The organism is Halorussus salinisoli (assembly GCA_005239435.1).
In the GTDB taxonomy this organism is placed as follows: Archaea; Halobacteriota; Halobacteria; order Halobacteriales; family Haladaptataceae; genus Halorussus; species Halorussus salinisoli.
In genome coordinates, this window is the sequence record ML241305.1 from 815,015 (window position 1) to 835,017 (window position 20,003).

Sequence of the window (20,003 nt, forward strand, 5' to 3'; positions counted from 1 at the left end):
CGGCGGTTAGTCCCCACCGGCCGATTGCCGGAACACGAGCGGGTCACGTGTCTGAAGCCAGACGGTCCCGTCGCCCGTGAACCGGGTCACGAAGCCCTCGCCGCCGAGGAGCGTGGACTTGACCGACCCGTCGCTCTCGCGCGAGAGGTCGAGTCCGTCGGTCCACCCGACGAGGTGGTCCTCGTCCACCACGAGAGGGTCGCCGTCGGCCACCTCGCGAGAGACGACCGCGCCGTAGGCCGAGAGGAACGCGGTGCCGTCGCCTTCCATCGCGAGGACGGTCAGTTCGCCCGACGAGAAGAGGTTTCCGACCTCGTTGGCCGCCGTGGACTTCTCGACGCCGGTCGTCCACGCGAGCGCCGACCCCGACTGAACCTTGATGCGACCGGTCTCGGCGAGGTCGATGGGCGTGACGTCGCCCGGTGCGTCGGGTGCCAGCACGACCTGCTCGCCGTCGGCCGTCGCGGTGAACGCGTTGGCAGTCATCTCGCGCTCGTCGGAGATGGCCCGCGAGAGCATCCCGGTCACGCCCTCGCCGCCCGCGATTTCGGTGTCCGTCTCGACCCCGCCGGTCCGACTCACCATCGCACCGGTTTCGGCGTCGATTCGCTCGCCGTCGTCCAGCGTGATTTCGAGGATCGCGTTGCTCGGACGCTTGCGGATGTCGAACTCCATGCGAGAACGTCGTTCGCCGTCGCTTATAAAATATCAGTCACTACGGAAGCGAACGCTGTCGCTCACCACTCGAAAAATGAAGTAATTGGTTATTGCAAAAGTTCGACCGAATTACAGTCGCTGGACGTTGGTCGCTCGCGGACCCTTGTCAGCCTGCTCGATGTCGAACTCGATTTCAGTTCCCTCTTCGAGGTCCGGGCCGCCAACGTCCTCCATGTGGAAGAAAACGTCCTCGTCCGCGTCCTCAGTGTCAATAAAGCCGTAACCGCCTGTGTCGTTGAAGAAGTCGACCGTACCTTTCGCCATTGCAACTACAGAAAGGACCGGGTCACGGATAAGACTTCCGAGAGAACGGCTATCACGGAGACGGCTACCACGCACGGCTCGGTAGAGCAGACCCACCGCGCTCAGTAGAGCAGACTCCTCGCGAAGTCGGCGTACGCCGGAGGCAGTCGGTCGGCGATGGCGTCCGGGTCGGTCTCGCCGTCGTCGTTCACGAGGTAGGTCCGGCCGTAGTCGTCGCCGTAGACGCGCTGGAAGTCGTAGACGAACCCGTAGACCGACGTCGAGTTCGGAATCGCGTCGGCCTCGCGGAGGAACGCGACCTGCCGGTGGACGTTGTACTCTACGAGTTGGTTCACGACCGACTCGTCGGCGGCGTCGGCGTCTACCACCTCGCTTTCGAGGCCCGCTTCGACCACTGAAACGAGGCTTCGGACCCACTTCTCGATACCGCGATGGTCCGGGTCTTCGCCGTCGGTGACGGCCCGGTAGGCCGCCGTGACCGCCCCGCAACCGGTGTGGCCGACGACCGCGACCGTCTCGGTTCCGGTGTGTGCCACGGGGTAGAGCAGATTCCCGTTGACGACGCGCTCGCCCTCGTACACGTCCCAGACCTGATTTCCGATGTTGCTCGGAGTGAACAACTGACCCGGTTTCGTGACGTTCCACATCCCCTCCTGGGAGACCCGCGAGTCCGAACAGCAGATAGAGACGACGCCGGGATGCTGTTCGTCCTGCACGTCGGCGAAGTGGTCTTCCGGGAGCGATTCGACGTGTTCGCGGTTCCCGTCCAAGAGGTCGAGAAGCACCTGGTCGGACATACGTGACGGGTCGGGCGGTACGGTCTTAATTTCGTCGTAACTGTGTTCGTCGGGTGGCCTCGGAGGCTTCACCGCCCACACTAGAGAAATAATTTTGTTTATTATATAATTGTATTTCCGTCTCTCTGGTGGTCGCGTCCGCGACAGCGGACGCGAGGACGAAACACAAGTCCGCCCGAGCCGTAGCCTCTACCGTGACTACCACCGACGACTCCTTCGAGTGCGACACCTGCGGGACCGTCGTCCCGTTCGAGGAGGCCCGCCGGAGCGAGACGATGGGGAACCTCGACCCGAAGAAGTGGCAGACGCTCTGCTGTCCGGAGTGCGGGAATCGCCTGAAGACGGTGTTCGTCGGCGGCGAGTAGCAGCGCGCGTGAACGACTCGGCATCGTACGACTCTCACGTCACTCGGCGTGCGGAACGACCTCTTCGAGGAGGTACTGGAGGAAGTCGGCCGTGTCGAACTCGGCCGGTCGGTACACTTCGACGTAACCGCTCTCGGAGGCGGTCATCTTCAGCGACCGACCGTCGTACGAGCAGTCGAGACCGAGTTGATTGAACGCCGCGTCGTCGAGTAGCCCGGCGAATCGGTCGTCGTCGAGGAGGTCGCTTCCGTGGAGCACGCCGTTCTCGCAGTTCCCGTCGTTGTCGTAGAATCCGGCCCGCCACGGTTCGGCGTCGGCCTGCGCGTCGAGGAACGCGCTCAGGTCGAGGGTCGCCCGCTCGATGTCGGCGTCAGTGTCACGGCCCACGAGGTCGAAGGCGAAGGTGCCCTTCCCGCTCCCGGCGACCACGAACTCGCCGGGTACGCCGACGAGGTCGGTCACGAGCGTCTCGGTCTGCGGAGTCTCTTCGACGCGCACCTCGCCGAAGTCGAGTTCGGTCGTGGTTCGGTTCACGACGCGCTCGACCGCCGCCCGGCCCTCGAACGCGACTTCGCCGCCGGGGAGCGAGAAGACGCGCCGTACGTCGAGTACGCGCTCTAGCTCCCGTTCGCCGTTTCGAATCGTGTCGGAGAACGAGTCCACGACCTCGAAGTCGTCTCGGACGATGCCGAGTACCCCTGCTCTCATGTGCGAGCGATTCACAGACCCGGTTGTTAATTCGTTCGACTTCGGGGAGAACACCAACTCGCCTATCGAGAAACGGCTCACCTGTTGGGATACGTCCGTTCGAACGGCTGGGGAGGCAACAGCAGGTCGTCGAGTTCGGGCATGTGCTTGACGTTGTAGACGACCTGCAACTCGTCCGTGATGGGCATCGCGTTACAGGACAACCGGAACCCCTGCTCCATCAGCTCTGCCGGGAGAACGTGGCTGACCGGCATCGATAGCTCGCCCCCGAGGAGCAGGATTGCGCAGTTTGCACAGGCCCCGCCTCGGCAGGCGAACGGCCACGCGAAGCCGCGGTCCTCGGCGGCTTCGAGCAGGAACTCGTCGGGCTGAACCCGAAACTGCCCGTAATCGACCTCGGCGAGGTCTGCCGCGGCCGCCTTCTCGAAGAGGTCCTCGTCGTCGGTTTCCCACCCGAAGTCGGAGAGAACGTCGTAATTGAGGTACGTGACCTCCGAAGAGATGGTGTGCTGTTCCGGCTCCGGGTCGTCCTCGAAATCGGCCTCGCTCACCTCCGCTGACCCCTGATAGCCCGCTTTGACTCTCTCGTAGGCCGCTCGAACCGTTTTGAACTCCTCGACCGAACCGCCTTGGTCGGGATGCGCTTCCTTCACCCGCCTCCGGTACGCCTGCTCTATCTCCTCTTCGTCGGCGTCGTCGTCGATGAGCAACACGTCGAACGGGGACTCCATCACCATCTGCTAGCGAAATCCGAAGTATAAGTCTTGGCTCGAAACGAGTGACAGCGCCCGCTGCCGACAGAACGGGTCGACGCGAGGCCTCAACCCGAGAACGGCGTCGAGTCACCGATATCGCGACGTACGGGCTCCGAGGGCAGTTCCCTCGGCCACTCACACCATCAACGCTTCCGGGTCGTCGGCGATGAACTACAAGGGCTCGGAGACCGATTCCCCTGTATGGACTTGAGTAAGTACGTCGGTGGTCGTAGTCGACTCGCCCGCAGAATCCTCGCTATCGCTCTGACGGTCGTAGCGATCAGTTCGTTGCGGAAGGGAAAGCGACTGAGCGGGATACTGGCAGGTGTCGGCGCACTCGCGCTCGGATACGACGCCACTAGCGAGTCCAGCGAACTGACGGAGACGCTCGGTATCGACACGACCAGCGAAGAGGCGGACCTGCACTGCGCAGAGTGTGGCCAACCCATACGCCCGGGACAGCGCCGCGGTCCGAACGCGAACGACGAGATCGTTCACGACGACTGCGCGGAGTTGGCCAGTTAAGCACAGGAGTGCGATTTCTGTTTAGCGGACTGCCGGTTTAGAGTTCGGTCGTGAGTGTTTTCCTGCGAACAAGGTAAGAAATGAGAGTGTTGATTCCCGAATTTGAATTTCGCCGAGACGGTCCAAGCGTGCGACTTGTCTCTGCTTCTACGGAACGGAATGCGGAAAAGGGACGCGACCCGGAGAAGTGTGAGTCTAACACCTACCTGAACTACCGCAAGTGCCCGGTCAACGTCTCTCCTCACGATATTCGTCAAGGCTCAATCGCTCACTCCTAACCGAGTTTGTCCCCGAGAACGTCGTCACTGACAGTTCGTGGTCCGAACGTATCAGGGGTTCACGGTGTGAACGGCTGGATGTGGTGGTCACGGAATTAACAATGTTCAGTCCGAGACGCTAAGATGTGAGTCACGGAATAGGTAGAGGTGGTAACACATGACCGATACCAACTCGATCTGGACTCGGCGTGACGTTCTCCGAAGAGGGGGACTCACGGCGGGCGGCGTCGTACTAGGGGGGACTGCGCTCATCGGGAGTGCAGTGGCAGAGAACGCAGAAACGCAGAAATTTACTGACGAGTTTACGCTTGGCACAGGAGGGACGTGCCTCGGAGAGGACGTGGAAGTGTCGGTAACTATCCACATAGCAGTGCAGGGTGACCACGACGAGGGACACTTCCATTTTACGGGGGTTATCCATGGAGAGGGCGTCGGTGTTGCGACGGGGACCGAGTATCGGTTTTCCAGCACGTTCAACGATACTCACCCAAGAGGGCCTGCGACATTCACCACAAGAGTGACGGAGCGTCTCGTAAGTAAGGGACCTGGTGAGAACCTCGCAATCGAGTTCCATTTCCACAGAACGGTGAACGCAAACGGCGAGGTCACAGCAGTCAAGATGGAGCCCATCTCGTTCGAGTGTCGAGGGTGAGACTTCTAGTGGACACCAGACGGGGGCGACCACCGCTAAATCCCGGTTCAAATCTAATCGCGGATTACGCGGCCAAACCGTACGGCAGCTACGCTGTCCGGTGAATGGGAATCGCGTAGAAACGGTATGCCGCCTCCCGGATTTGAACCGGGGACAGCTCGATCTTCAGTCGAGTGCTCTCCCAGTCTGAGCTAAGGCGGCGCACTCGGTACGAGGCACATGAGAGAGAAAAGCGTTTCGAAACACCACCACGGGAGCGGGACAAACTCTTTGACCACCGGTACCGAACCACGGACGTATGGGCGACCCGGCCTGCTACCTCGAGTTCTGTTCCGAGTGCGACGCACAGGTGACTATCGCCGACGACGAGTGTCCGGACTGCGGAGCGACGCTCAACTGAACGAGGCGCGAATCAGGCGACTTTCCGGCGCTCCGAGAATCGCTCCGTCCCGCTGTCGGACTCGACGACCGTGACGATGGTTGCGTAGCCGTCGTTGGCGTTGATAGCCAAGCCGCCGGAGAAGCCCACGTCCACGCGCTTGGTGGACGTGTGGTTCTCCCCGGCGGCGAGCGTGCCGACCGTCTCGTTACCCGACCACAGCAGTTCGTCGTCGGCGTACATCTTCGTCGTGACGTCGACGTTCTCGCGGGCCGTCGCTTCCGTGTTCGTCAGTCGTGCCGTCACGTCCCGACAGGTATCCCCGCACTTCTCGACCGACAGGATGCTGAAGGCGTAGTTCGAGTCACTGGTCGTCGTGGTACTCTCCATCGTCGTCTCCCCGGCGTCACCGCCAGTCGATTCCGTCTGGGTTGCCGAACTCGTCGGTTCGGTGTCGGTCGTCTCCGTGGTCGTCGCATCGCCCACGGGAGCGTCGAGCGTCTCACCGGGGTCCGGGCCGTTGACCAACAGGGCGCCGCCGAGGAGACCGAGCAGGACGACGACCGCGACCAGCACGCGTCGATTCACCACACCACCCCAAAGCTGCCGTGCCAGCGCATGGCCGTGGCGTTTCTCGCAGGTCAGTATAGGTTTGATGGCTCGGAGACGACGGACAGGTCGGCCGAATTCGACGGCCATAACTACGCCTCGAACGTAGTCTTGCACGATGCGCGAAAAACTTTCGTCGGCAGTGAAATTCGGAGTCGCACTGTTCGTCCTCGTGGAACTCGTTGCTCTCGCGGAGTGGGCGTCGAACGAAGGAGCGATTTGAAGCGACGACAACGGTGAAGCAGAGAGAATAGACCCCCTCAGACTCTGTTGAAACCCTGTTAGATACTATCTGTATCGGAACAATCGATAGGTAGGCGTACGTATCACTCGGACGTGACGAACAAGACGATAAGTGCGGTTCCCATACTTGCCACTGACAACGATTCCCAGTTTCCAGTTTGCCCTGTGTAGTAGGCGGCTACGATGACAGCTACAGCCCCGATCAGGTGTAGACCTGCATCGATTTTCCTACCGACCTCTATCTGTAGCGGGGACGTTTCGGACATCAGTCACACTTTATCCGAGACTAATGATGAATTTTTTTACAATCATGTGTGATTCGCCACTCACCGGTTCGTAAGGCTCCTTCGACTGAATCTGAAGGGACGAGGTTTTGGACAAATACCTGAAGTACTTTGATTGGGGCCACTCGTCCCATTTTTCCTCCTTCTGGGGACGAGACCAACGTTCGGTCACTCTTCTGTATCTACCGATTAATTTCTGTAATAATCGATGTCGGGGTGAGTGGCAGAGTCGAAACGTCGCCGGAGAGCACGATCCGAGTCGAAAAGATGGAACGTACACAGACTTCGGGTCGAACTGGTTTCGCGTTAGAGACCAGATGCGAGAATTTCGTATGGGTCCGGGCGGGTTCGAACCGCCGACCTCAGCCTTGTAAAGGCCGCGTCATAACCAACTAGACCACAGACCCGCTACTGGGACAAAATCGCTCGCCGAAAATAACTGTTACCTTCTCGGTCGCGTTTCGTAACCACTACCACGGCCGCCGACCACCTCCGATCATGGACGAACGCGTCGAAGCCCTCACCGAACAGGAGGGCTGGCAGGCCGAGGGGTTCGCCGCCCGCGTTCACTATCAGGGCGGCGCCGACTACTACAGCATCGAGTACTACGCGCCGAGCGAGTGCGTCGTCTACTGGAAAGTGAAGGGCGACGGCGAGACCGCGGTGCCGGTGGGCCGGGACACAGTGCCGGACCCGCTCCGCAAGCGCATCCGGCAGGACCTGGCCGAGGCGAGTATCGACCCCGAGGTCGAGTCACGGTCACTGTAGCACTGTCGCGCTCCTCGACGGTCGGTTTTCGTCACCCCGTCATCGAGTAACACACTATCGATACCCATAAGTTCAGTCTCTGCATCATTTCGAAGTCCGATGAGGATACTCGACGGCCCGACACCGGTGTTTCGATTCGAAGGAAAGCTTTTCAACATCCGAACCTTTTCACAGTGATAATGAGTTTCACAGACGAAGAAGACGACCCGTTCGAGGAACAACGGGAGCAGGCCGAGAATCCGATGAAACGGCTGTTCCTCGAATACGGGTCCGAAAACGCGTTCGCGTTCGTCACCGGCGTCGTGGCGAGCATCTTCGCGCGGGTGCTCAACCTGCTCCCGCCGATTATCCTCGGGGTCGCCATCGACGCGCTCTTCTCCGAAGACGCGGCCAAAGTCCCGTATCCGGAGGCGTTCGCGGGCCAAGTCCCGTTCGTCTCGGAAAATCTCGCAACGGTAATCTCGCCCGCGGCGACAACCGACCAGTTCTGGTTCTCGGTCGCGATCGTCGCGGCCGCGTTCGCCTTCGGTGCGGCGTTCCACTGGGCGCGCAACTGGGGGTGGAACTCCTTCGCCCAGAACATCCAGCACTCCATCCGGACCGACACGTACGACAAGATGCAGCGACTGAACATGGACTTCTTCGCCGACAAGCAGACCGGCGAGATGATGTCCATCCTGTCGAACGACGTGAACCGACTGGAGCGATTCCTCAACGACGGGATGAACTCGGCGTTCCGACTCTCGGTGATGGTCGTCGCCATCGCGGTCATCCTGTTCGGCATCAACTGGCAACTCGCGCTGGTCGCGATGGTGCCGGTGCCGCTCATCGCGCTGTTCACCTACAAGTTCGTGGAGATAATCCAGCCGAAGTACGCCGACGTGCGCTCTGCGGTCGGCAAGGTCAACTCCCGACTCGAGAACAACCTCGGCGGAATCCAGGTCATCAAGACGAGCAACACCGAGGGCTACGAGTCCGACCGGGTCGAAGACGTGTCCAACGACTACTTCGACTCGAACTGGGGCGCTATCGTCACCCGCATCAAGTTCTTCCCGTCACTCCAGGTTCTCTCGGGTCTCGGCTTCGCGCTGACGTTCATCGTCGGCGGTCTGTGGGTTCTCAACGGCGAAGGGCCGTGGTTCTTCACGGGGGATCTCAGTCGCGGTGAGTTCGTCGTGTTCATCCTGTTGACCCAGCGGTTCATCTGGCCGATGGCTCAGTTCGGTTCTATCATCAACATGTATCAACGCGCGTACGCGTCGAGCGCCCGAATCTTCGGGCTGATGGACGAACCGAGCCGAATCCGAGAGGAACCCGACGCCGACGACCTCGTGGTCGAGGACGGCGAGGTCGTCTACGACGACGTGACCTTCGGCTACGACGACGAGGAGACTATCGTGGACGACGTCTCCTTCGAGGTCGAGGGCGGCGACACCCTCGCGCTGGTCGGGCCCACCGGAGCGGGCAAGTCCACGGTTCTCAAACTCCTGCTCCGGATGTACGACGTGGACGACGGCGCGATTCGCATCGACGGCACCGACCTCCGGGACGTGAGCCTGCCGAGCCTCCGACAGGCCATCGGCTACGTGAGTCAGGACACGTTCATGTTCTACGGGACGGTCAAGGAGAACATCGCCTACGGCACCTTCGACGTGAGCGACGAGGAAATCGTGGAGGCCGCGAAGGCCGCCGAAGCCCACGAGTTCATCGAGAACCTCCCGGAGGGCTACGACACCGAAGTCGGCGAGCGCGGCGTCAAACTCTCGGGCGGCCAGCGCCAGCGAATCTCCATCGCTCGCGCGGTCCTGAAGGACCCCGAAATCCTCGTGCTGGACGAGGCGACCAGCGACGTGGACACCGAGACCGAGATGCTCATCCAGCGGAGTCTGGACGACCTCACGGAAGACCGGACCACGTTCGCCATCGCCCACCGTCTCTCGACCATCAAGGACGCCGAGAAGATCGTCGTCCTCGAAGGCGGCGAAATCGTGGAGCGAGGGACCCACGGCGAACTCCTCGACGGGGACGGTCTCTACGCACACCTCTGGGGCGTGCAGGCCGGTGAGATAGACGAACTTCCGCAGGAGTTCATCGAGCGCGCGGCCCGCCGGACCGCGAGGACCGACGCCGACGATTAGAACCGACGCCACCGACCGATTCGAGGCCCTACTTCCGCCGATATTTTCCGCCGCTCTTGTCCCGCTGGAAGTCGCGCTGTCGGCTCCGTTGGCGGTCGAATCGACGCTCGTACTCGCGCAGTGACTCCTCGCGCTCGGGCGGTCGGGCGGGGTCGGGGGAGCGACCCGTTCGGGCTCCGGTGCGACCGCCCTGCGCTCCGGTACGACCGGCCGCCTCGCCGCGAGTGAGCTCCCAGTCGGGGTCGCGCGGCCCGCCGTACTTCGGGACGTCGGCCGCCTCGTCGGTCTCCCCTTCGCGGTCGTCTTCTCCGCGGACGCCGGTCTCGGAAGGCCGACCGCCGCGCTCGGAACGACCGCCTTCCTGCGCGCTCTGCTCGGGTCGGTCGCGCCTTTCCGACGGTTCTCGCGGGGGTTGCGTTCGCTTCGGCGTCGCTTCGGCAGGGGGGCGTCGGCCTTCGGTCTCCTCGGTACTCGGGTCGCGTCGCTCCGGAGCCTCTCGGTCTCCGACTCGTTCGCCCCGTGGGCGTTCGCTCTGAGGTCGCTCGCTTCGCGGTCGTTCGCCCCGGCCTCGTTCGCTTCGGGGCGGTCCTCGGGAGACCTCGGGTCGGCCGCCTCCTCGCGGCGAGGACTGGCCGCTTTCCCCCGGCGGCCGGGAGCCGTATCGTCGCGTCCGCTGGTCCGTTCGCCCTGCTCGGGCATCGGAGTGTTGCTCGGGCGTGTCAGTCGGCCGTCCGGGCTCGTCGCGGCGGGCGTTCCACCCTCGTCGGTTCGGTTGGGCGCTCTCCCGGCCAGCGTTGCTGTAGGTTCCGCCGCTCCCCTCGGCGGAGCGGTCGGGTCGGTCCACGCGTCGAGAGTCGGTCTCGGAGTCGAAGCGAGCCTCGGATTCGGAGGAGCCTTCGGACTCGTAGCGGTCGTCCGACTCGGCGCGCTCCTCGCCGTACTCGTCGTCGGTGTCGTGGTCGTCGGTTGCCATAGTTCCGTGCGTGGGTTGACCGATTCGGCGAATAAACCGGCGCGACCGTTCACATCGTTCGCACCGCCGCTGGGCGATTCAACGCGGCGTTACGGGACCGGCGGAACGAAAACGAAGCGACGGAATGGACGCGGAAATCGAGAGGTTCAGGCGGTTCCGACCGGGACGGCGTAGTGGTCGCTCCGCAGGAACTCGACGCCGTACTCGCTCAGCCACGAGAGTATCGCCCGGACCGCGACCGGGTCGGCGACGCGATAGGGCGCTTCGGTGCCGGGGTCGTCGCCGACCTTGACGCCGAGACCGCGGTCGCCCAGCAAACTGAAGGCCGCCTCGTCGGTCGTGTCGTCGCCGACGTAGATGGGAAGCCACTCCTCGTCGTCGGGCACGAGTTCGTCGTAGAGTTCCCGGACCGCCTCGCCCTTGTCCCACTCGACCGCGGGCCGGAGTTCGAGCACGTCCTTGCCGGTGGTCAGGCGCACGTCGTCGCGGGTGGCCACGAGCGTTTCGACCGCCTTCACGACCGTGGGTACCTCGTCGTCGGCCACGAGTCGGTGGTGAATCGTCGCGGTCACGCCCTTGTTCTCCACGATGACGCCGTCTATCTCGGCGAGTTCCTCGGCCAGCAGGTCACAGAGCTCGGCGATGTCCTGCTCGGCCTCGCTCGCGGTCGGGTGGACGGTGTACTCGTCGGCGTGGATTTCGAGGCCGTGGTTTCCGGCGTAGGAGATGCCCGGAATGCCGACGCGCTCGCGCACGTCGGCGAGTTCCCGGCCGCTGACGACCGCGACCTCGACGTTGGGTTCGGCGGCCAGCGCCGAGACGGCCTCGCGGGTCGGGTCGGGAATCGTGGCGTCTTCGGGCCGGTTCTCGATGGCGGCCAGGGTACCGTCGAAGTCGAGCGCGACCAACATTCCGTCGTGTTCGACGAGTTCTTCCACTACGACGTAGAGGTTCTCCCGAAGCGAGTCTGGTATGTCTGAGGTGTCTGTCATCGTTTGGGTCTGTCGTCCTCGTTCTACAGGTTTCGTCTTCGTTCGGCAGGTCTCGTCCCCGTGCGTCACGTCTCAGTCGTCAGGCGTGGGCCGGGGTCGGTGAACCGACTGCCGACCGCGTTGGATAGCGGCGGCGGTCTCGAAGGTGGATTCGAGCCACTCGTACACGTCCTCGGCGTGGACCTCGCGCTGGAGGTCGGCGACGCGCTTGCGGCGCTCGACCAGCGAGAGCGAGGCCGCCTCGCCGATGGCGTCGGCGAAACCAGCGGTGTCGTAGGGGTGGACGACGACCGCCTCGTCGCCCAACTGGTCGGTCGCGCCCGCGAGTTCGCTCAGGACGAGGACGCCGGGGTCGCGGGTCTGGGCCGCGACGAACTCCTTGGCGACGAGGTTCATCCCGTCCCGAACCGGCGTCACGAGTCCCAGGTCGGCCTCGCGGTAGAGCGCGGCGATGGCCTCCTCGGGCAGGTGGTCGGTCGTGTAGACCACCGGCGTCCAGTCGTCGGTTCCGAATCGGTCGTTGACGCGGTCGATTTCGGCGGCCACGCGGTCCTGAAGGTCGGCGTAGGCCGGGATACCGGACCTGCTCTCGGTCCCCTTCTGGACGTAAGTAAACTCGCCGCGCCACTCAGGGTTGTCGGCCCAGAAGCGTTCGAGCGCGGCGAGACGCTGTTCGATACCCTTGGTGTAGTCGAGGCGCTCGACGCCCACCGCGAGGGTGTCGTCCGGGTCGATGTCGTGGGTCTCGCGGAACTCGGCCCACCACCGGTCGGCGGTGTCGGACTCGGCGAGTTCGGCCTGCCTGCTGGCGTCGATGCCGAGCGGGAACGACCGCACGAACGCCCGGTGGTCGCGGTACGAGACGCTCCCGCTGGTTCGGTCCACGCGGGCGTCGGTCGCGGCCTCCACGCAGTCGAAGAAGTTCTGACAGTAGTCGTCGGTGTGAAAGCCCACGAGGTCGTTGGCGAGCAAGCCGTCGAGCAGTTGCTCGTACTGCGGGCACGCCTGGAACACGTCGCGCGAGGGCCACGGGATGTGCCAGAAGTGCGCGAGGAAGGCGTCCGGGCGCGAGTCGCGGACTATTCGGGGTGCCAGCGCGAGGTGGTAGTCCTGGAACCAGACTACGGGGTCGCGGCCGGTCGCCGCCAGAATCGCGTCGGCGAAGTCGGCGTTGGTCTCGCGGTAGGCCTGCCAGAACTCCTCGCGGGAGTTCATCTTCGCGGTGTCGAGGTGACAGAGCGGCCAGAGGACCTGGTTGCTGTACCCTCGATAGTAGCCCTCGACCTGCTCGTCGGTCAACCAGACGCGCCGGAGGTCGTAGGCAGGGTCCTCCGGCGGGACGGCCACGGTGTCGTCCGGGCCGACGACGTCCCGGTCGGCGTCGCCGTCGCCCCACGCGACCCACGTCCCCGCGGCGGCCTGCATCACGGGGTCGAGCGCCGCAGTGAGACCCCCGGCCGGGCGGTCGACGGTGATAGAGTCGGTGGTGCGGTCGCTCGGGTCGTCCGTTCGTTCGCTCGCATCGTCCCCGGTGGTACGCGCGCCGTCCTCGTAGCCGTGACTGTACGGTTGGCGGTTCGATACGACGACGAGTTCGCGGTCGTTACAAAGTTCTGCGACTGTCTCTGCGGCCGATTCGGCTGTCGCCCCTGTCGTGTTCGTGGTCATCCTGAAGGTATGTCTCCCGTCTCCCTCGGCGGACCGGACGTCCGCCGTCGGCGAATTCTGCTATCGGAGGATTGCAGATACGCACTGTTAATGTAGTCGTCCGTTCAGGTCCGTTTACGAACGTTCGACCCACGGAACGACCCCCTACTTTCATGGGGCCGGTTATCGACCGGATTTAGGCCGCGTTTGCGACCGGGTAAGCCCTCGTTACCACCGAATCGCGACCATTCGGGCGCATTTCGCGGGTTCGGTGACACGGACTTCCTCAGCGCGCACTCGATAATGATGCCTTTTCGGTCCGCACTCGATGACGTCGCTCGACGGCGCCCTCCTCTCTGGCGCGCTGACGCCGTCGTCGGGAACGGACGTGACCGGTTGCTCGTCGGACCCGTATCGTCTGCCGGTGTCTCGTGGTTCGAGACCGCGCCCGTCGCGTGAGACCCCCGGTCGCGGTGCTGTGCGGGTACGATTGGCACGAGTAGAAACTAGCTTCCCCGAGACCGCACCCGAAACGAAACGGTAGTCGCTCGGAACCAAATCGCTGACGCTCAAAACGAAACGTCGTTCGGCGTGGACGCGAACGAACCGCGGTCGGTGTACCCCTTCCGCCCGACGGCCCCGCTTCCGACGGCGTTCAGGACGGCCTGACGGACCTCGGCCGCCGAGTTGTAGGTGTCGTCTATCGGAGCCAGCAGCGCCGCCAGCGTCTCGGACCCGTCGGAGTACGTGATTTCGAGGTCGCCAAAGGCGTCGGCGATCTCTCGTGTGGTCGCGGGGTACTCGTGGCTATCGAGGTTCCCGGCCAGTTCGCCGAACTCGACTCCCATCTCGCGGTGCGAATCTGTCATGGTCGTTGATTAGTGACTCTCGCGGATAACCTCAGTGGCCGTTCGCAGACATATTTTTGTTTCCTTCGTGTTTGTTTATATTTCTCTTATTATTTTTTAGTTGGTCGAAGATGTCGAGCGAGGTCGGGAATCGACGGGGTCGGGAATCGACGGCGCGGAGGACCGGCCTCGCTTCTGCCTCTCGGAAGTGGCAGGGTGCAGAGGGTGCTTCTGCTCGACCTGCGGAGGTTCCGTACTACGAGGACGTCCGAACTACGAGAATGGACTGAAACGGTGAGAGAAGCTAGCTACCCCTCGAACCAATCAGACCGCCCAGCACGGCCCCGCACCGCGACCGCGGGCCACACGTCTCCCCAGCCGATTCCTTCGCTCCCGTCGGTCGCTCAGTCATCCCTCGCGCGCATGGACGTGACCCGCGGTGCGGGTCACGCCAGCGCGCGCCGGAATCGGTCGGCTCCGTCACGTTCCGACCGGAGTCGCTGTGAGATAGGGTAACGATTAACCTCCGTGCGGCCCACCCGAAGGTATGAACGTCGCTATCGTCGGCGGGGGAATCGTCGGACTCGCCAGCGCCTACTACCTCGCCGAGCGCGGGGCCGACGTGACCGTCTACGAGAAGGGGTCGCTCGGGAGCGGAAGCACCGAGCGGTCGGTCGGCGGCATCCGCGCCCAGTTCTCCACCCCTGTCAACGTCGAGTTGTCGCTGGAGAGCATGGCGGTCTGGGACGACTTCGAGGCGGAGTTCGGCGTAGACATCGCCTACCGGCGGCCGGGCTACCTCTTCGCCGCGCGCGAGGAGGCGACGGCCCGCGCCTTCGAGGAACAGGTCGCCATGCAGAACGACCTCGGCGTCCCGAGCGTCCTCCTCGACCCCGAGGAGGCGACCGAACACTGCCCCGGACTCCGGGCCGAGGAGTTCGTCGCCGCGACCTACTCGCCGACCGACGGCTTCGCCGACCCGCACCTCGCGCTACAGGGGTTCGCGCAGGCCGCCCGCGAGGCCGGGGCCGAGATTCGCACGAAGACCGGCGTGACCGAAATCCATCGGGACGGCGGCCCGGTCACCGGCCTGACCGCCGAGGGCCGACGCCACGACGCCGACTTCGTGGTCAACGCCGCCGGACCGTGGGCGCGCCGGGTCGCCGCGATGGCCGACGTGGAGATTCCGGTCGCGCCCAAGCGCCGCCAGATGCTCGTCGTGGAACCCGAGACGCCGGTTCCCGAGGACGTGCCGCTGACCATCGACCTCGACACCGGGTCGCACTTTCGACCCGAACGCGAGGGCGCGGCGCTCGTGGGTGGGTACTTCGGGAGCGAGAGTGGAGAGTCAGACGCAGACCCCGACGGGTTCGACCGGAAGATCGACCTCGACTGGGCGGCCGAAGCGATCGAGCGCGCTGGCGACTGCGCGACCTACTTCGGCCCGGAGTCAGAGATTCGCCGCGGGTGGGCCGGACTCTACGCGGTCACGCCCGACCACCACCCCATCGTGGAAGAAACCGCGCCTGGATTCGTCAACGCGGTCGGGTTCTCTGGCCACGGCTTCCAGCACGCGCCCGCCACTGGCCAACTCGTCGCCGAGTTGGTGCTGGACGGTGCGGCCTCGCTGGTGGACGTCTCTGCGCTCGGGAGCGAGCGATTCGAGCGCGGGGAGTTGCTCGAAGAGCGCAACGTGGCGTGACGCTCTCCGCGTCCCCGGAGCTAAACTAACGACCGCGGCTCATTATCCAACGACGACCTGTTCCAGAAGTCACATACCACCCTTATGCCGTCCCGCGGGGACTTTTCAGTGTGCCATGAGAACAAATGACACATCAGCCGACCGCCGAACGTTCCTGAAGGCGGTCGGAGGAGTGGGGGTAGTGTCGGCCGGGGGAACGCTATCGCTGGTCGGCCGTGCGAGCGCCCAGGACGCCATCACGTTCGGCCAACCGGCCTCGCTGACCGGGAAGTGGGACTTCCTGCAACCCGCGGTTTCCCAATCGACCGACCTCGCGCTGTCGGAGATCAACGAGGCGGGCGGGCCGCTCGACCGGCAGGTGAACCTCCAGCGCCGGGACACCGCCGTGGACCCACAGCAGGCCCGGCAGGTCGTCCAGCAGTTGAAAAACAACGACGACGCGATGGCGATTCTGGGGCTCTTCTCCAGCGAAATCACGCCGCTGTTCGACTTCCTGAAGAGCCAACGGGTTCCCATCGTCACCCCGTGGCCGGGAAGCACCGCGCTCGACGGCCGCGGTGGCGACAAGGGGACCCCACAGGACCTCTCGGACGACGACTGGGTGTGGCGGACCATCATCGGCGACACGGTTCACACCATCGGCGCGGCCCGGAAACTCTTAGACGAGGACATGGGCCGGGTCGGAATCATAAACGGGACGAGTCAGGGCGAGCGCTCGTGGGCCGACGCCTTCCAGCGGGCCTACGAGAACGGCGACGGGACGGTCGCGGCCCGCGTCGAAGTAGAGGAGGGCAAGTCCACCTACCAGTCGGAGTTGAATCGCCTGTTCGGCAACGACTTCGACGCGTGGGCGCTCGCCGTCGCGCTCGACGACGCCGTGACCATCGTCCGCGAGTGGTCCACCGCGGGGTACGGGAGGCAACTCCTGCTCGAAGACGGCCTTCGGAGTGCCGACCTCATCGAAAACGCCGGAGAGGCGGCCGACGGCGCGTGGATCGCTCTCGCGGCCGGAGAGGGACCGGGTTACGACGGTTTCCTCTCGAAGTACCAGCAGGCGGGTGACGCCGACCTCCACGCGTGGGGCGTGGCGGCCTACGACGCGACCAACGTCACCGCGCTGGCCATCGAACGAGCCGGAGACGCCAGTCGAGAGGCCATCGAGCGAAATCTCGGTCCCGTCTCCCGCGAGGGCGGCACGACGGTCCAGACGTTCGCCGAGGGCAAGCAGGCGCTGGCCGACGGGAACGAAATCAACTACCAAGGCGCGGCCACGCCGACCGACTTCACCGACTTCGGCAACGTCTTCGGTGACGTGGGCGTCGAGCGAGTCACGCCCGACGGCTTCGAGCAGGTAGACCGGATTCCGACCGACGACCTGAAACCGCTGGTCGAAACCTACTGATGGTCGGGCAGGGCGTGGTCTTCCGATGGTTCCGGGAAAGGTGAGCCGCTGATGGTCGTGCAGGACGTGGTGTTCGGACTCGTCCTCGGCTCCTACGTCGCGGTCGCGGCGGTCGGGTTCACGCTCGTCTACGGGCTGGTGAACATGATAAACTTCGCGCACGGCGAGTACGTGACCGTCGGCGCGTTCGTCGGGTTCGGATTCGCGGAGACGCTGGGACTACCGACGGTCGCGGCGGTTCCGGCGACCGTGGTCGTGTCGGCCGTGGCCGGGTGGGCGATAGCCATGGCGGTTTTCCGGCCGATAGGCGACACCGGGCCGATTCCGTTACTGCTCACGTCTATCGGACTGGGGCTGGTGATGCGCAACGGGATTCGGCTGATTACCGGGCCGAAACCCCGGCGGTTCGCGCTGGGGTCGACCTCGGTGTATCGGTTCGAGTCGCTCGACGTGTTCGTGACCAGCCAGCACGTCTTCGTGATCGGAGTCGCGGTCGCGTCGTTCCTGACGATGCACGTCCTGCTCCAGTACACCAAACTCGGCACCGCGCTCCGCGCGATGAGCGACAACGAGGACCTCGCACTGGTGACGGGCATCGACACCGCCCGGATGCGGACGGTCGTCTGGCTCCTGTCGTCGGGGCTGGCCGGACTGGCGGGCTACCTGCTGGCGGTCCAGCGCGCCGCCACGCCGACCGTGGGGTTCGACCAACTCCTGTTGGTCATCACGGCCGCGATTCTGGGCGGTGCGGGAAGCGTCTACGGAGCCATCATGGGGTCGTATCTCCTCGGGGTCACCATCTCGCTGACCGTCGGCCTGCTCCCGAGTTGGGCGACCCAGCTCGGCACGACGATGGCGTTCGTCGTCCTCGTCGCGGTCCTGCTCGTCCGGCCGGGCGGCATCGCGGGAGCGGAGGTGCGGGCCTGATGGCGATTCGTGCCGGAACGGAGGTGCGCGTCTGAATGGGCGTCACCGACCGACTGGAGCGCCTCGGGGCCGACGACCTGCCGGTCTCGCCGGAGGCCGCGGGCGTCCTGCTGATACTACTGACGCTCCTGTTGCTCGTCGCGCCCTTCGGGGTCCCGCTTCCGGGGTGGGCCATCGTCTTTCTGGAGGTCGGCGTCACCTTCCTCCTCTACGGACTGCTCGTCCTCGGACTGAACCTCCAGTTCGGCTTCACGGGGCTGGTCAACTTCGGGCACGTCGCGTTCTTCGCGGTCGGAGCCTACGCCGCCGCGATGCTGACCGCGAGCGACCCGTTCGTGGGAATCGGACTGGGCTACCCGTGGCCGGTCGGTCTCGCGGCCGGAATCGTCGCGGCTTCGCTCCTCGGGGCGTTCATCGGGGTGGCGACCCTGCGTCTCCGCGACGACTTCCTCGCCATCGCCACGCTCGCCGTCGCCGAAATCCTCCACGACCTGCTCGGAAGCTTCGAGGGGATTACCGGCGCTGACATCGGTATCCTCGGCGTCCCGCAACCGGTGGCGGCGCTGGCGAGCGACTCGGACACGAACCTGGTCGCGACCGTGTTCCTGTTCGCGGGCACGCTCTTGCTCACCTACGCGGCCGTCGCGCGACTCACCGGAGCCCCCTACGGCCGGGTTCTGCGGGCGATTCGGGCCGACGACCGCGTGACCGCGGCGCTCGGCAAGCACGTCTTCGGCTACGAGTTGCAGGCGTTCGTCTTCGGCGCGGCGCTCGCGGGACTGGCGGGTGTGCTCTTCGGGTTCTACAACGGAGCGGTCGCGCCGGGCTTTTTCGGCCTGAACGTCACGGTGCTGGTCTGGATCGGGATGTTGGTCGGCGGTGCCGGTAACAACCGGGCCGTCCTCGCGGGACTGGCGATAATTCTGGGCCTGCGACTCGCTACCCGGTTCCTCAACCAACAGCTCCCGTTCGTCTCGCAGGACCAGTTCGCGTCGGTCCGATTGGTGCTGGTCGGTCTCGTGCTGATTCTGGTGATTCGATACCGGCCCGCCGGTATCTGGGGTGACGCGGAAAAACTGGGGTTCGAGCGATGACCGGAAGACTCCGACGCTCCGTCACGACTCGGCGGTCCATCCCGGCGCGCGCGAGCGAAGCGAGCGCACAGAGAGAAATACGAAAGTTGCTGAAAGAAATACGAACAAATTGCAAAGAAATACAGGTATTGCCGAAGCCACGATATATCGAAACTCCACTCAGATGACCCTCCTCGAAGCCGAGAACGTCCACAAGTCCTTCGACGGCGTACAGGCACTCGACGGAGCCGAAATCACCGTCGAAGCGGGCGAACTCGTCGGTCTCATCGGGCCGAACGGTGCCGGAAAGACCACCCTCTTCGACTGCCTCTCGGGAGTCACCGACCTCGACGCCGGGACGGTCCACTTCGACGGCGAGGACGTGACCGACCTGCCGACCTACCGGCGAGCGCGCCGGGGGATGGTCCGGACGTTCCAGCACACCCGTGAACTGGAGACGTTGACCGTCACCGAGAACGTTCGCCTGCCCGCGGGCGACCACCCGGGCGAGAGCGCGCTCGACGCGCTCGTGCGGACCGACCGCGCCCACGAGCGCGAGACGGAAGTCGCGGCGCGGGCCACGGAACTCGTGGACTTTTTCGACCTCGGCGAACTGGCCGACGAGTACGCTGGTCACCTTTCGGGCGGCCAGCGCAAACTGCTGGAGTTCGCCCGGGCGCTGATGCTCGACCCCGACCTGCTCCTGCTGGACGAACCCCTCGCGGGCGTGAACCCGACGCTGGCCCGGAAGATTTCGGGGCACGTCGAGCGGCTCAACGACGAGGGGACGACGTTCCTGATCGTCGAACACGAGATCGAATCGTTGGCGGCACTGGTCGATAGACTGGTCGTGCTGAACGAGGGCCGAGTCCTGGCCGAGGGGGAACCGAGGGCCGTCTTGGACGACGAGCGCGTGATAGAGGCGTACCTCGGCGAACCGATTCGGTGACGCGATCG

At 64.4% G+C, this 20,003-nt stretch carries 21 protein-coding genes and 2 tRNA genes; 10 read left to right on the top strand and 13 right to left on the bottom strand.

What is annotated here, in order from left to right; all coding sequences use genetic code 11:
* Positions 1-6: 6 nt before the first annotated feature.
* From E2484_RS04125 to E2484_RS04135, 3 genes are all read right to left on the bottom strand, one after another.
* On the bottom strand, positions 7-675 hold the full coding sequence (locus E2484_RS04125) for a TIGR00266 family protein (RefSeq protein WP_137283946.1): 669 nt from the start codon (positions 673-675) through the stop codon (positions 7-9).
* 111 nt (positions 676-786) lie between these two features.
* Entirely contained in the window at positions 787-981 is a 195-nt protein-coding gene (locus E2484_RS04130) for a cold-shock protein (RefSeq protein ID WP_137283947.1), read from the bottom strand.
* 101 nt (positions 982-1,082) lie between these two features.
* Positions 1,083-1,778 carry a carbonic anhydrase gene (locus E2484_RS04135; RefSeq protein ID WP_137283948.1) on the bottom strand — a complete coding sequence of 232 codons (696 nt, stop codon included), beginning with the start codon at positions 1,776-1,778 and terminating at the stop codon, positions 1,083-1,085.
* A 194-nt stretch (positions 1,779-1,972) separates the two neighbouring features.
* On the opposite strand from E2484_RS04135, the gene E2484_RS24755 reads away from it, so the two are divergent.
* Entirely contained in the window at positions 1,973-2,143 is a 171-nt protein-coding gene (locus E2484_RS24755) for a hypothetical protein (protein WP_170977234.1), read from the top strand.
* 39 nt (positions 2,144-2,182) lie between these two features.
* Here the strand turns inward: E2484_RS24755 and E2484_RS04140 are convergent, their stop codons facing one another.
* Both E2484_RS04140 and fer read right to left on the bottom strand, forming a co-directional pair.
* Positions 2,183-2,851, bottom strand: a complete 669-nt coding sequence (locus E2484_RS04140) for a hypothetical protein (RefSeq protein ID WP_137283949.1) — start codon at positions 2,849-2,851, stop codon at positions 2,183-2,185.
* Between the two features lie 77 nt (positions 2,852-2,928).
* The gene (fer, locus tag E2484_RS04145) at positions 2,929-3,582 is read right to left on the bottom strand and encodes a ferredoxin Fer (protein ID WP_137283950.1); all 654 of its coding nucleotides are present in this window, start codon (positions 3,580-3,582) and stop codon (positions 2,929-2,931) included.
* 225 nt (positions 3,583-3,807) lie between these two features.
* Between fer and E2484_RS04150 the strand changes: the two genes are divergently transcribed.
* Both E2484_RS04150 and E2484_RS04155 read left to right on the top strand, forming a co-directional pair.
* Positions 3,808-4,131 (top strand): DUF2892 domain-containing protein, encoded by a 324-nt coding sequence (locus E2484_RS04150; RefSeq protein ID WP_137283951.1) that lies wholly within the window; start codon positions 3,808-3,810, stop codon positions 4,129-4,131.
* 435 nt (positions 4,132-4,566) lie between these two features.
* Positions 4,567-5,061, top strand: coding sequence for a hypothetical protein (locus E2484_RS04155; RefSeq protein WP_137283952.1), 495 nt, complete (start codon positions 4,567-4,569; stop codon positions 5,059-5,061).
* A gap of 127 nt (positions 5,062-5,188) precedes the next feature.
* On the opposite strand, the gene E2484_RS04160 is transcribed toward E2484_RS04155, so the two are convergent.
* From E2484_RS04160 to E2484_RS04175, 4 genes are all read right to left on the bottom strand, one after another.
* A tRNA-Phe gene (locus E2484_RS04160) sits at positions 5,189-5,262 on the bottom strand.
* A gap of 211 nt (positions 5,263-5,473) precedes the next feature.
* Positions 5,474-6,028 (bottom strand): hypothetical protein, encoded by a 555-nt coding sequence (locus tag E2484_RS04165; RefSeq protein ID WP_137283953.1) that lies wholly within the window; start codon positions 6,026-6,028, stop codon positions 5,474-5,476.
* 347 nt (positions 6,029-6,375) lie between these two features.
* A complete protein-coding gene (locus E2484_RS04170) occupies positions 6,376-6,558 on the bottom strand; it encodes a hypothetical protein (RefSeq protein ID WP_137283954.1) in 183 nt (60 codons plus the stop codon).
* A gap of 351 nt (positions 6,559-6,909) precedes the next feature.
* Positions 6,910-6,983 (bottom strand) — tRNA-Val (locus E2484_RS04175).
* A gap of 91 nt (positions 6,984-7,074) precedes the next feature.
* Between E2484_RS04175 and E2484_RS04180 the strand changes: the two genes are divergently transcribed.
* Both E2484_RS04180 and E2484_RS04185 read left to right on the top strand, forming a co-directional pair.
* The gene (locus E2484_RS04180; protein WP_137283955.1) at positions 7,075-7,344 is read left to right on the top strand and encodes a DUF7538 family protein; all 270 of its coding nucleotides are present in this window, start codon (positions 7,075-7,077) and stop codon (positions 7,342-7,344) included.
* 179 nt (positions 7,345-7,523) lie between these two features.
* Complete coding sequence (locus E2484_RS04185) at positions 7,524-9,482, top strand: ABC transporter ATP-binding protein (protein ID WP_137283956.1); 1,959 nt, start codon at positions 7,524-7,526, stop codon at positions 9,480-9,482.
* 28 nt (positions 9,483-9,510) lie between these two features.
* On the opposite strand, the gene E2484_RS24760 is transcribed toward E2484_RS04185, so the two are convergent.
* The 4 genes from E2484_RS24760 to E2484_RS04205 all read right to left on the bottom strand — a co-directional run bounded on the left by E2484_RS24760 (position 9,511) and on the right by E2484_RS04205 (position 13,963).
* The gene (locus tag E2484_RS24760) at positions 9,511-10,455 is read right to left on the bottom strand and encodes a hypothetical protein (protein WP_170977235.1); all 945 of its coding nucleotides are present in this window, start codon (positions 10,453-10,455) and stop codon (positions 9,511-9,513) included.
* Between the two features lie 146 nt (positions 10,456-10,601).
* Entirely contained in the window at positions 10,602-11,447 is an 846-nt protein-coding gene (gene otsB / locus E2484_RS04195) for a trehalose-phosphatase (RefSeq protein WP_137283958.1), read from the bottom strand.
* Positions 11,448-11,519: 72 nt separating this feature from the next.
* Positions 11,520-13,115: an alpha,alpha-trehalose-phosphate synthase (UDP-forming) gene (locus tag E2484_RS04200; RefSeq protein WP_137283959.1), complete on the bottom strand. Its 1,596-nt coding sequence runs from the start codon at positions 13,113-13,115 to the stop codon at positions 11,520-11,522.
* 548 nt (positions 13,116-13,663) lie between these two features.
* Positions 13,664-13,963, bottom strand: coding sequence for a DUF5789 family protein (locus E2484_RS04205; protein WP_137283960.1), 300 nt, complete (start codon positions 13,961-13,963; stop codon positions 13,664-13,666).
* Between the two features lie 526 nt (positions 13,964-14,489).
* On the opposite strand from E2484_RS04205, the gene E2484_RS04210 reads away from it, so the two are divergent.
* The 5 genes from E2484_RS04210 to E2484_RS04230 all read left to right on the top strand — a co-directional run bounded on the left by E2484_RS04210 (position 14,490) and on the right by E2484_RS04230 (position 19,995).
* Positions 14,490-15,644 (top strand): NAD(P)/FAD-dependent oxidoreductase, encoded by a 1,155-nt coding sequence (locus E2484_RS04210; RefSeq protein WP_137283961.1) that lies wholly within the window; start codon positions 14,490-14,492, stop codon positions 15,642-15,644.
* A 115-nt stretch (positions 15,645-15,759) separates the two neighbouring features.
* A complete protein-coding gene (locus E2484_RS04215) occupies positions 15,760-17,046 on the top strand; it encodes an ABC transporter substrate-binding protein (RefSeq protein ID WP_137283962.1) in 1,287 nt (428 codons plus the stop codon).
* Positions 17,047-17,097: 51 nt separating this feature from the next.
* The gene (locus tag E2484_RS04220; RefSeq protein ID WP_137283963.1) at positions 17,098-17,973 is read left to right on the top strand and encodes a branched-chain amino acid ABC transporter permease; all 876 of its coding nucleotides are present in this window, start codon (positions 17,098-17,100) and stop codon (positions 17,971-17,973) included.
* 35 nt (positions 17,974-18,008) lie between these two features.
* On the top strand, positions 18,009-19,067 hold the full coding sequence (locus tag E2484_RS04225) for a branched-chain amino acid ABC transporter permease (RefSeq protein WP_137283964.1): 1,059 nt from the start codon (positions 18,009-18,011) through the stop codon (positions 19,065-19,067).
* Between the two features lie 163 nt (positions 19,068-19,230).
* Positions 19,231-19,995 (top strand): ABC transporter ATP-binding protein, encoded by a 765-nt coding sequence (locus E2484_RS04230; RefSeq protein WP_137283965.1) that lies wholly within the window; start codon positions 19,231-19,233, stop codon positions 19,993-19,995.
* Positions 19,996-20,003: the final 8 nt, after the last annotated feature.

Bases quoted from the DNA above. Each gene is read 5' to 3' on its own strand.
- E2484_RS04125 (WP_137283946.1), bottom strand. From the start codon at position 675: ATGGAGTTCGACATCCGCAAGCGTCCGAGCAACGCGATCCTCGAAATC.
- E2484_RS04130 (WP_137283947.1), bottom strand. From the start codon at position 981: ATGGCGAAAGGTACGGTCGACTTCTTCAACGACACAGGCGGTTACGGC.
- E2484_RS04135 (WP_137283948.1), bottom strand. From the start codon at position 1,778: ATGTCCGACCAGGTGCTTCTCGACCTCTTGGACGGGAACCGCGAACAC.
- E2484_RS04140 (WP_137283949.1), bottom strand. From the start codon at position 2,851: ATGAGAGCAGGGGTACTCGGCATCGTCCGAGACGACTTCGAGGTCGTG.
- fer (WP_137283950.1), bottom strand. From the start codon at position 3,582: ATGGAGTCCCCGTTCGACGTGTTGCTCATCGACGACGACGCCGACGAA.
- E2484_RS04150 (WP_137283951.1), top strand. From the start codon at position 3,808: ATGGACTTGAGTAAGTACGTCGGTGGTCGTAGTCGACTCGCCCGCAGA.
- E2484_RS04155 (WP_137283952.1), top strand. From the start codon at position 4,567: ATGACCGATACCAACTCGATCTGGACTCGGCGTGACGTTCTCCGAAGA.
- E2484_RS04170 (WP_137283954.1), bottom strand. From the start codon at position 6,558: ATGTCCGAAACGTCCCCGCTACAGATAGAGGTCGGTAGGAAAATCGAT.
- E2484_RS04180 (WP_137283955.1), top strand. From the start codon at position 7,075: ATGGACGAACGCGTCGAAGCCCTCACCGAACAGGAGGGCTGGCAGGCC.
- E2484_RS04185 (WP_137283956.1), top strand. From the start codon at position 7,524: ATGAGTTTCACAGACGAAGAAGACGACCCGTTCGAGGAACAACGGGAG.
- E2484_RS24760 (WP_170977235.1), bottom strand. From the start codon at position 10,455: ATGGCAACCGACGACCACGACACCGACGACGAGTACGGCGAGGAGCGC.
- otsB (WP_137283958.1), bottom strand. From the start codon at position 11,447: ATGACAGACACCTCAGACATACCAGACTCGCTTCGGGAGAACCTCTAC.
- E2484_RS04200 (WP_137283959.1), bottom strand. From the start codon at position 13,115: ATGACCACGAACACGACAGGGGCGACAGCCGAATCGGCCGCAGAGACA.
- E2484_RS04205 (WP_137283960.1), bottom strand. From the start codon at position 13,963: ATGACAGATTCGCACCGCGAGATGGGAGTCGAGTTCGGCGAACTGGCC.
- E2484_RS04210 (WP_137283961.1), top strand. From the start codon at position 14,490: ATGAACGTCGCTATCGTCGGCGGGGGAATCGTCGGACTCGCCAGCGCC.
- E2484_RS04215 (WP_137283962.1), top strand. From the start codon at position 15,760: ATGAGAACAAATGACACATCAGCCGACCGCCGAACGTTCCTGAAGGCG.
- E2484_RS04220 (WP_137283963.1), top strand. From the start codon at position 17,098: ATGGTCGTGCAGGACGTGGTGTTCGGACTCGTCCTCGGCTCCTACGTC.
- E2484_RS04225 (WP_137283964.1), top strand. From the start codon at position 18,009: ATGGGCGTCACCGACCGACTGGAGCGCCTCGGGGCCGACGACCTGCCG.
- E2484_RS04230 (WP_137283965.1), top strand. From the start codon at position 19,231: ATGACCCTCCTCGAAGCCGAGAACGTCCACAAGTCCTTCGACGGCGTA.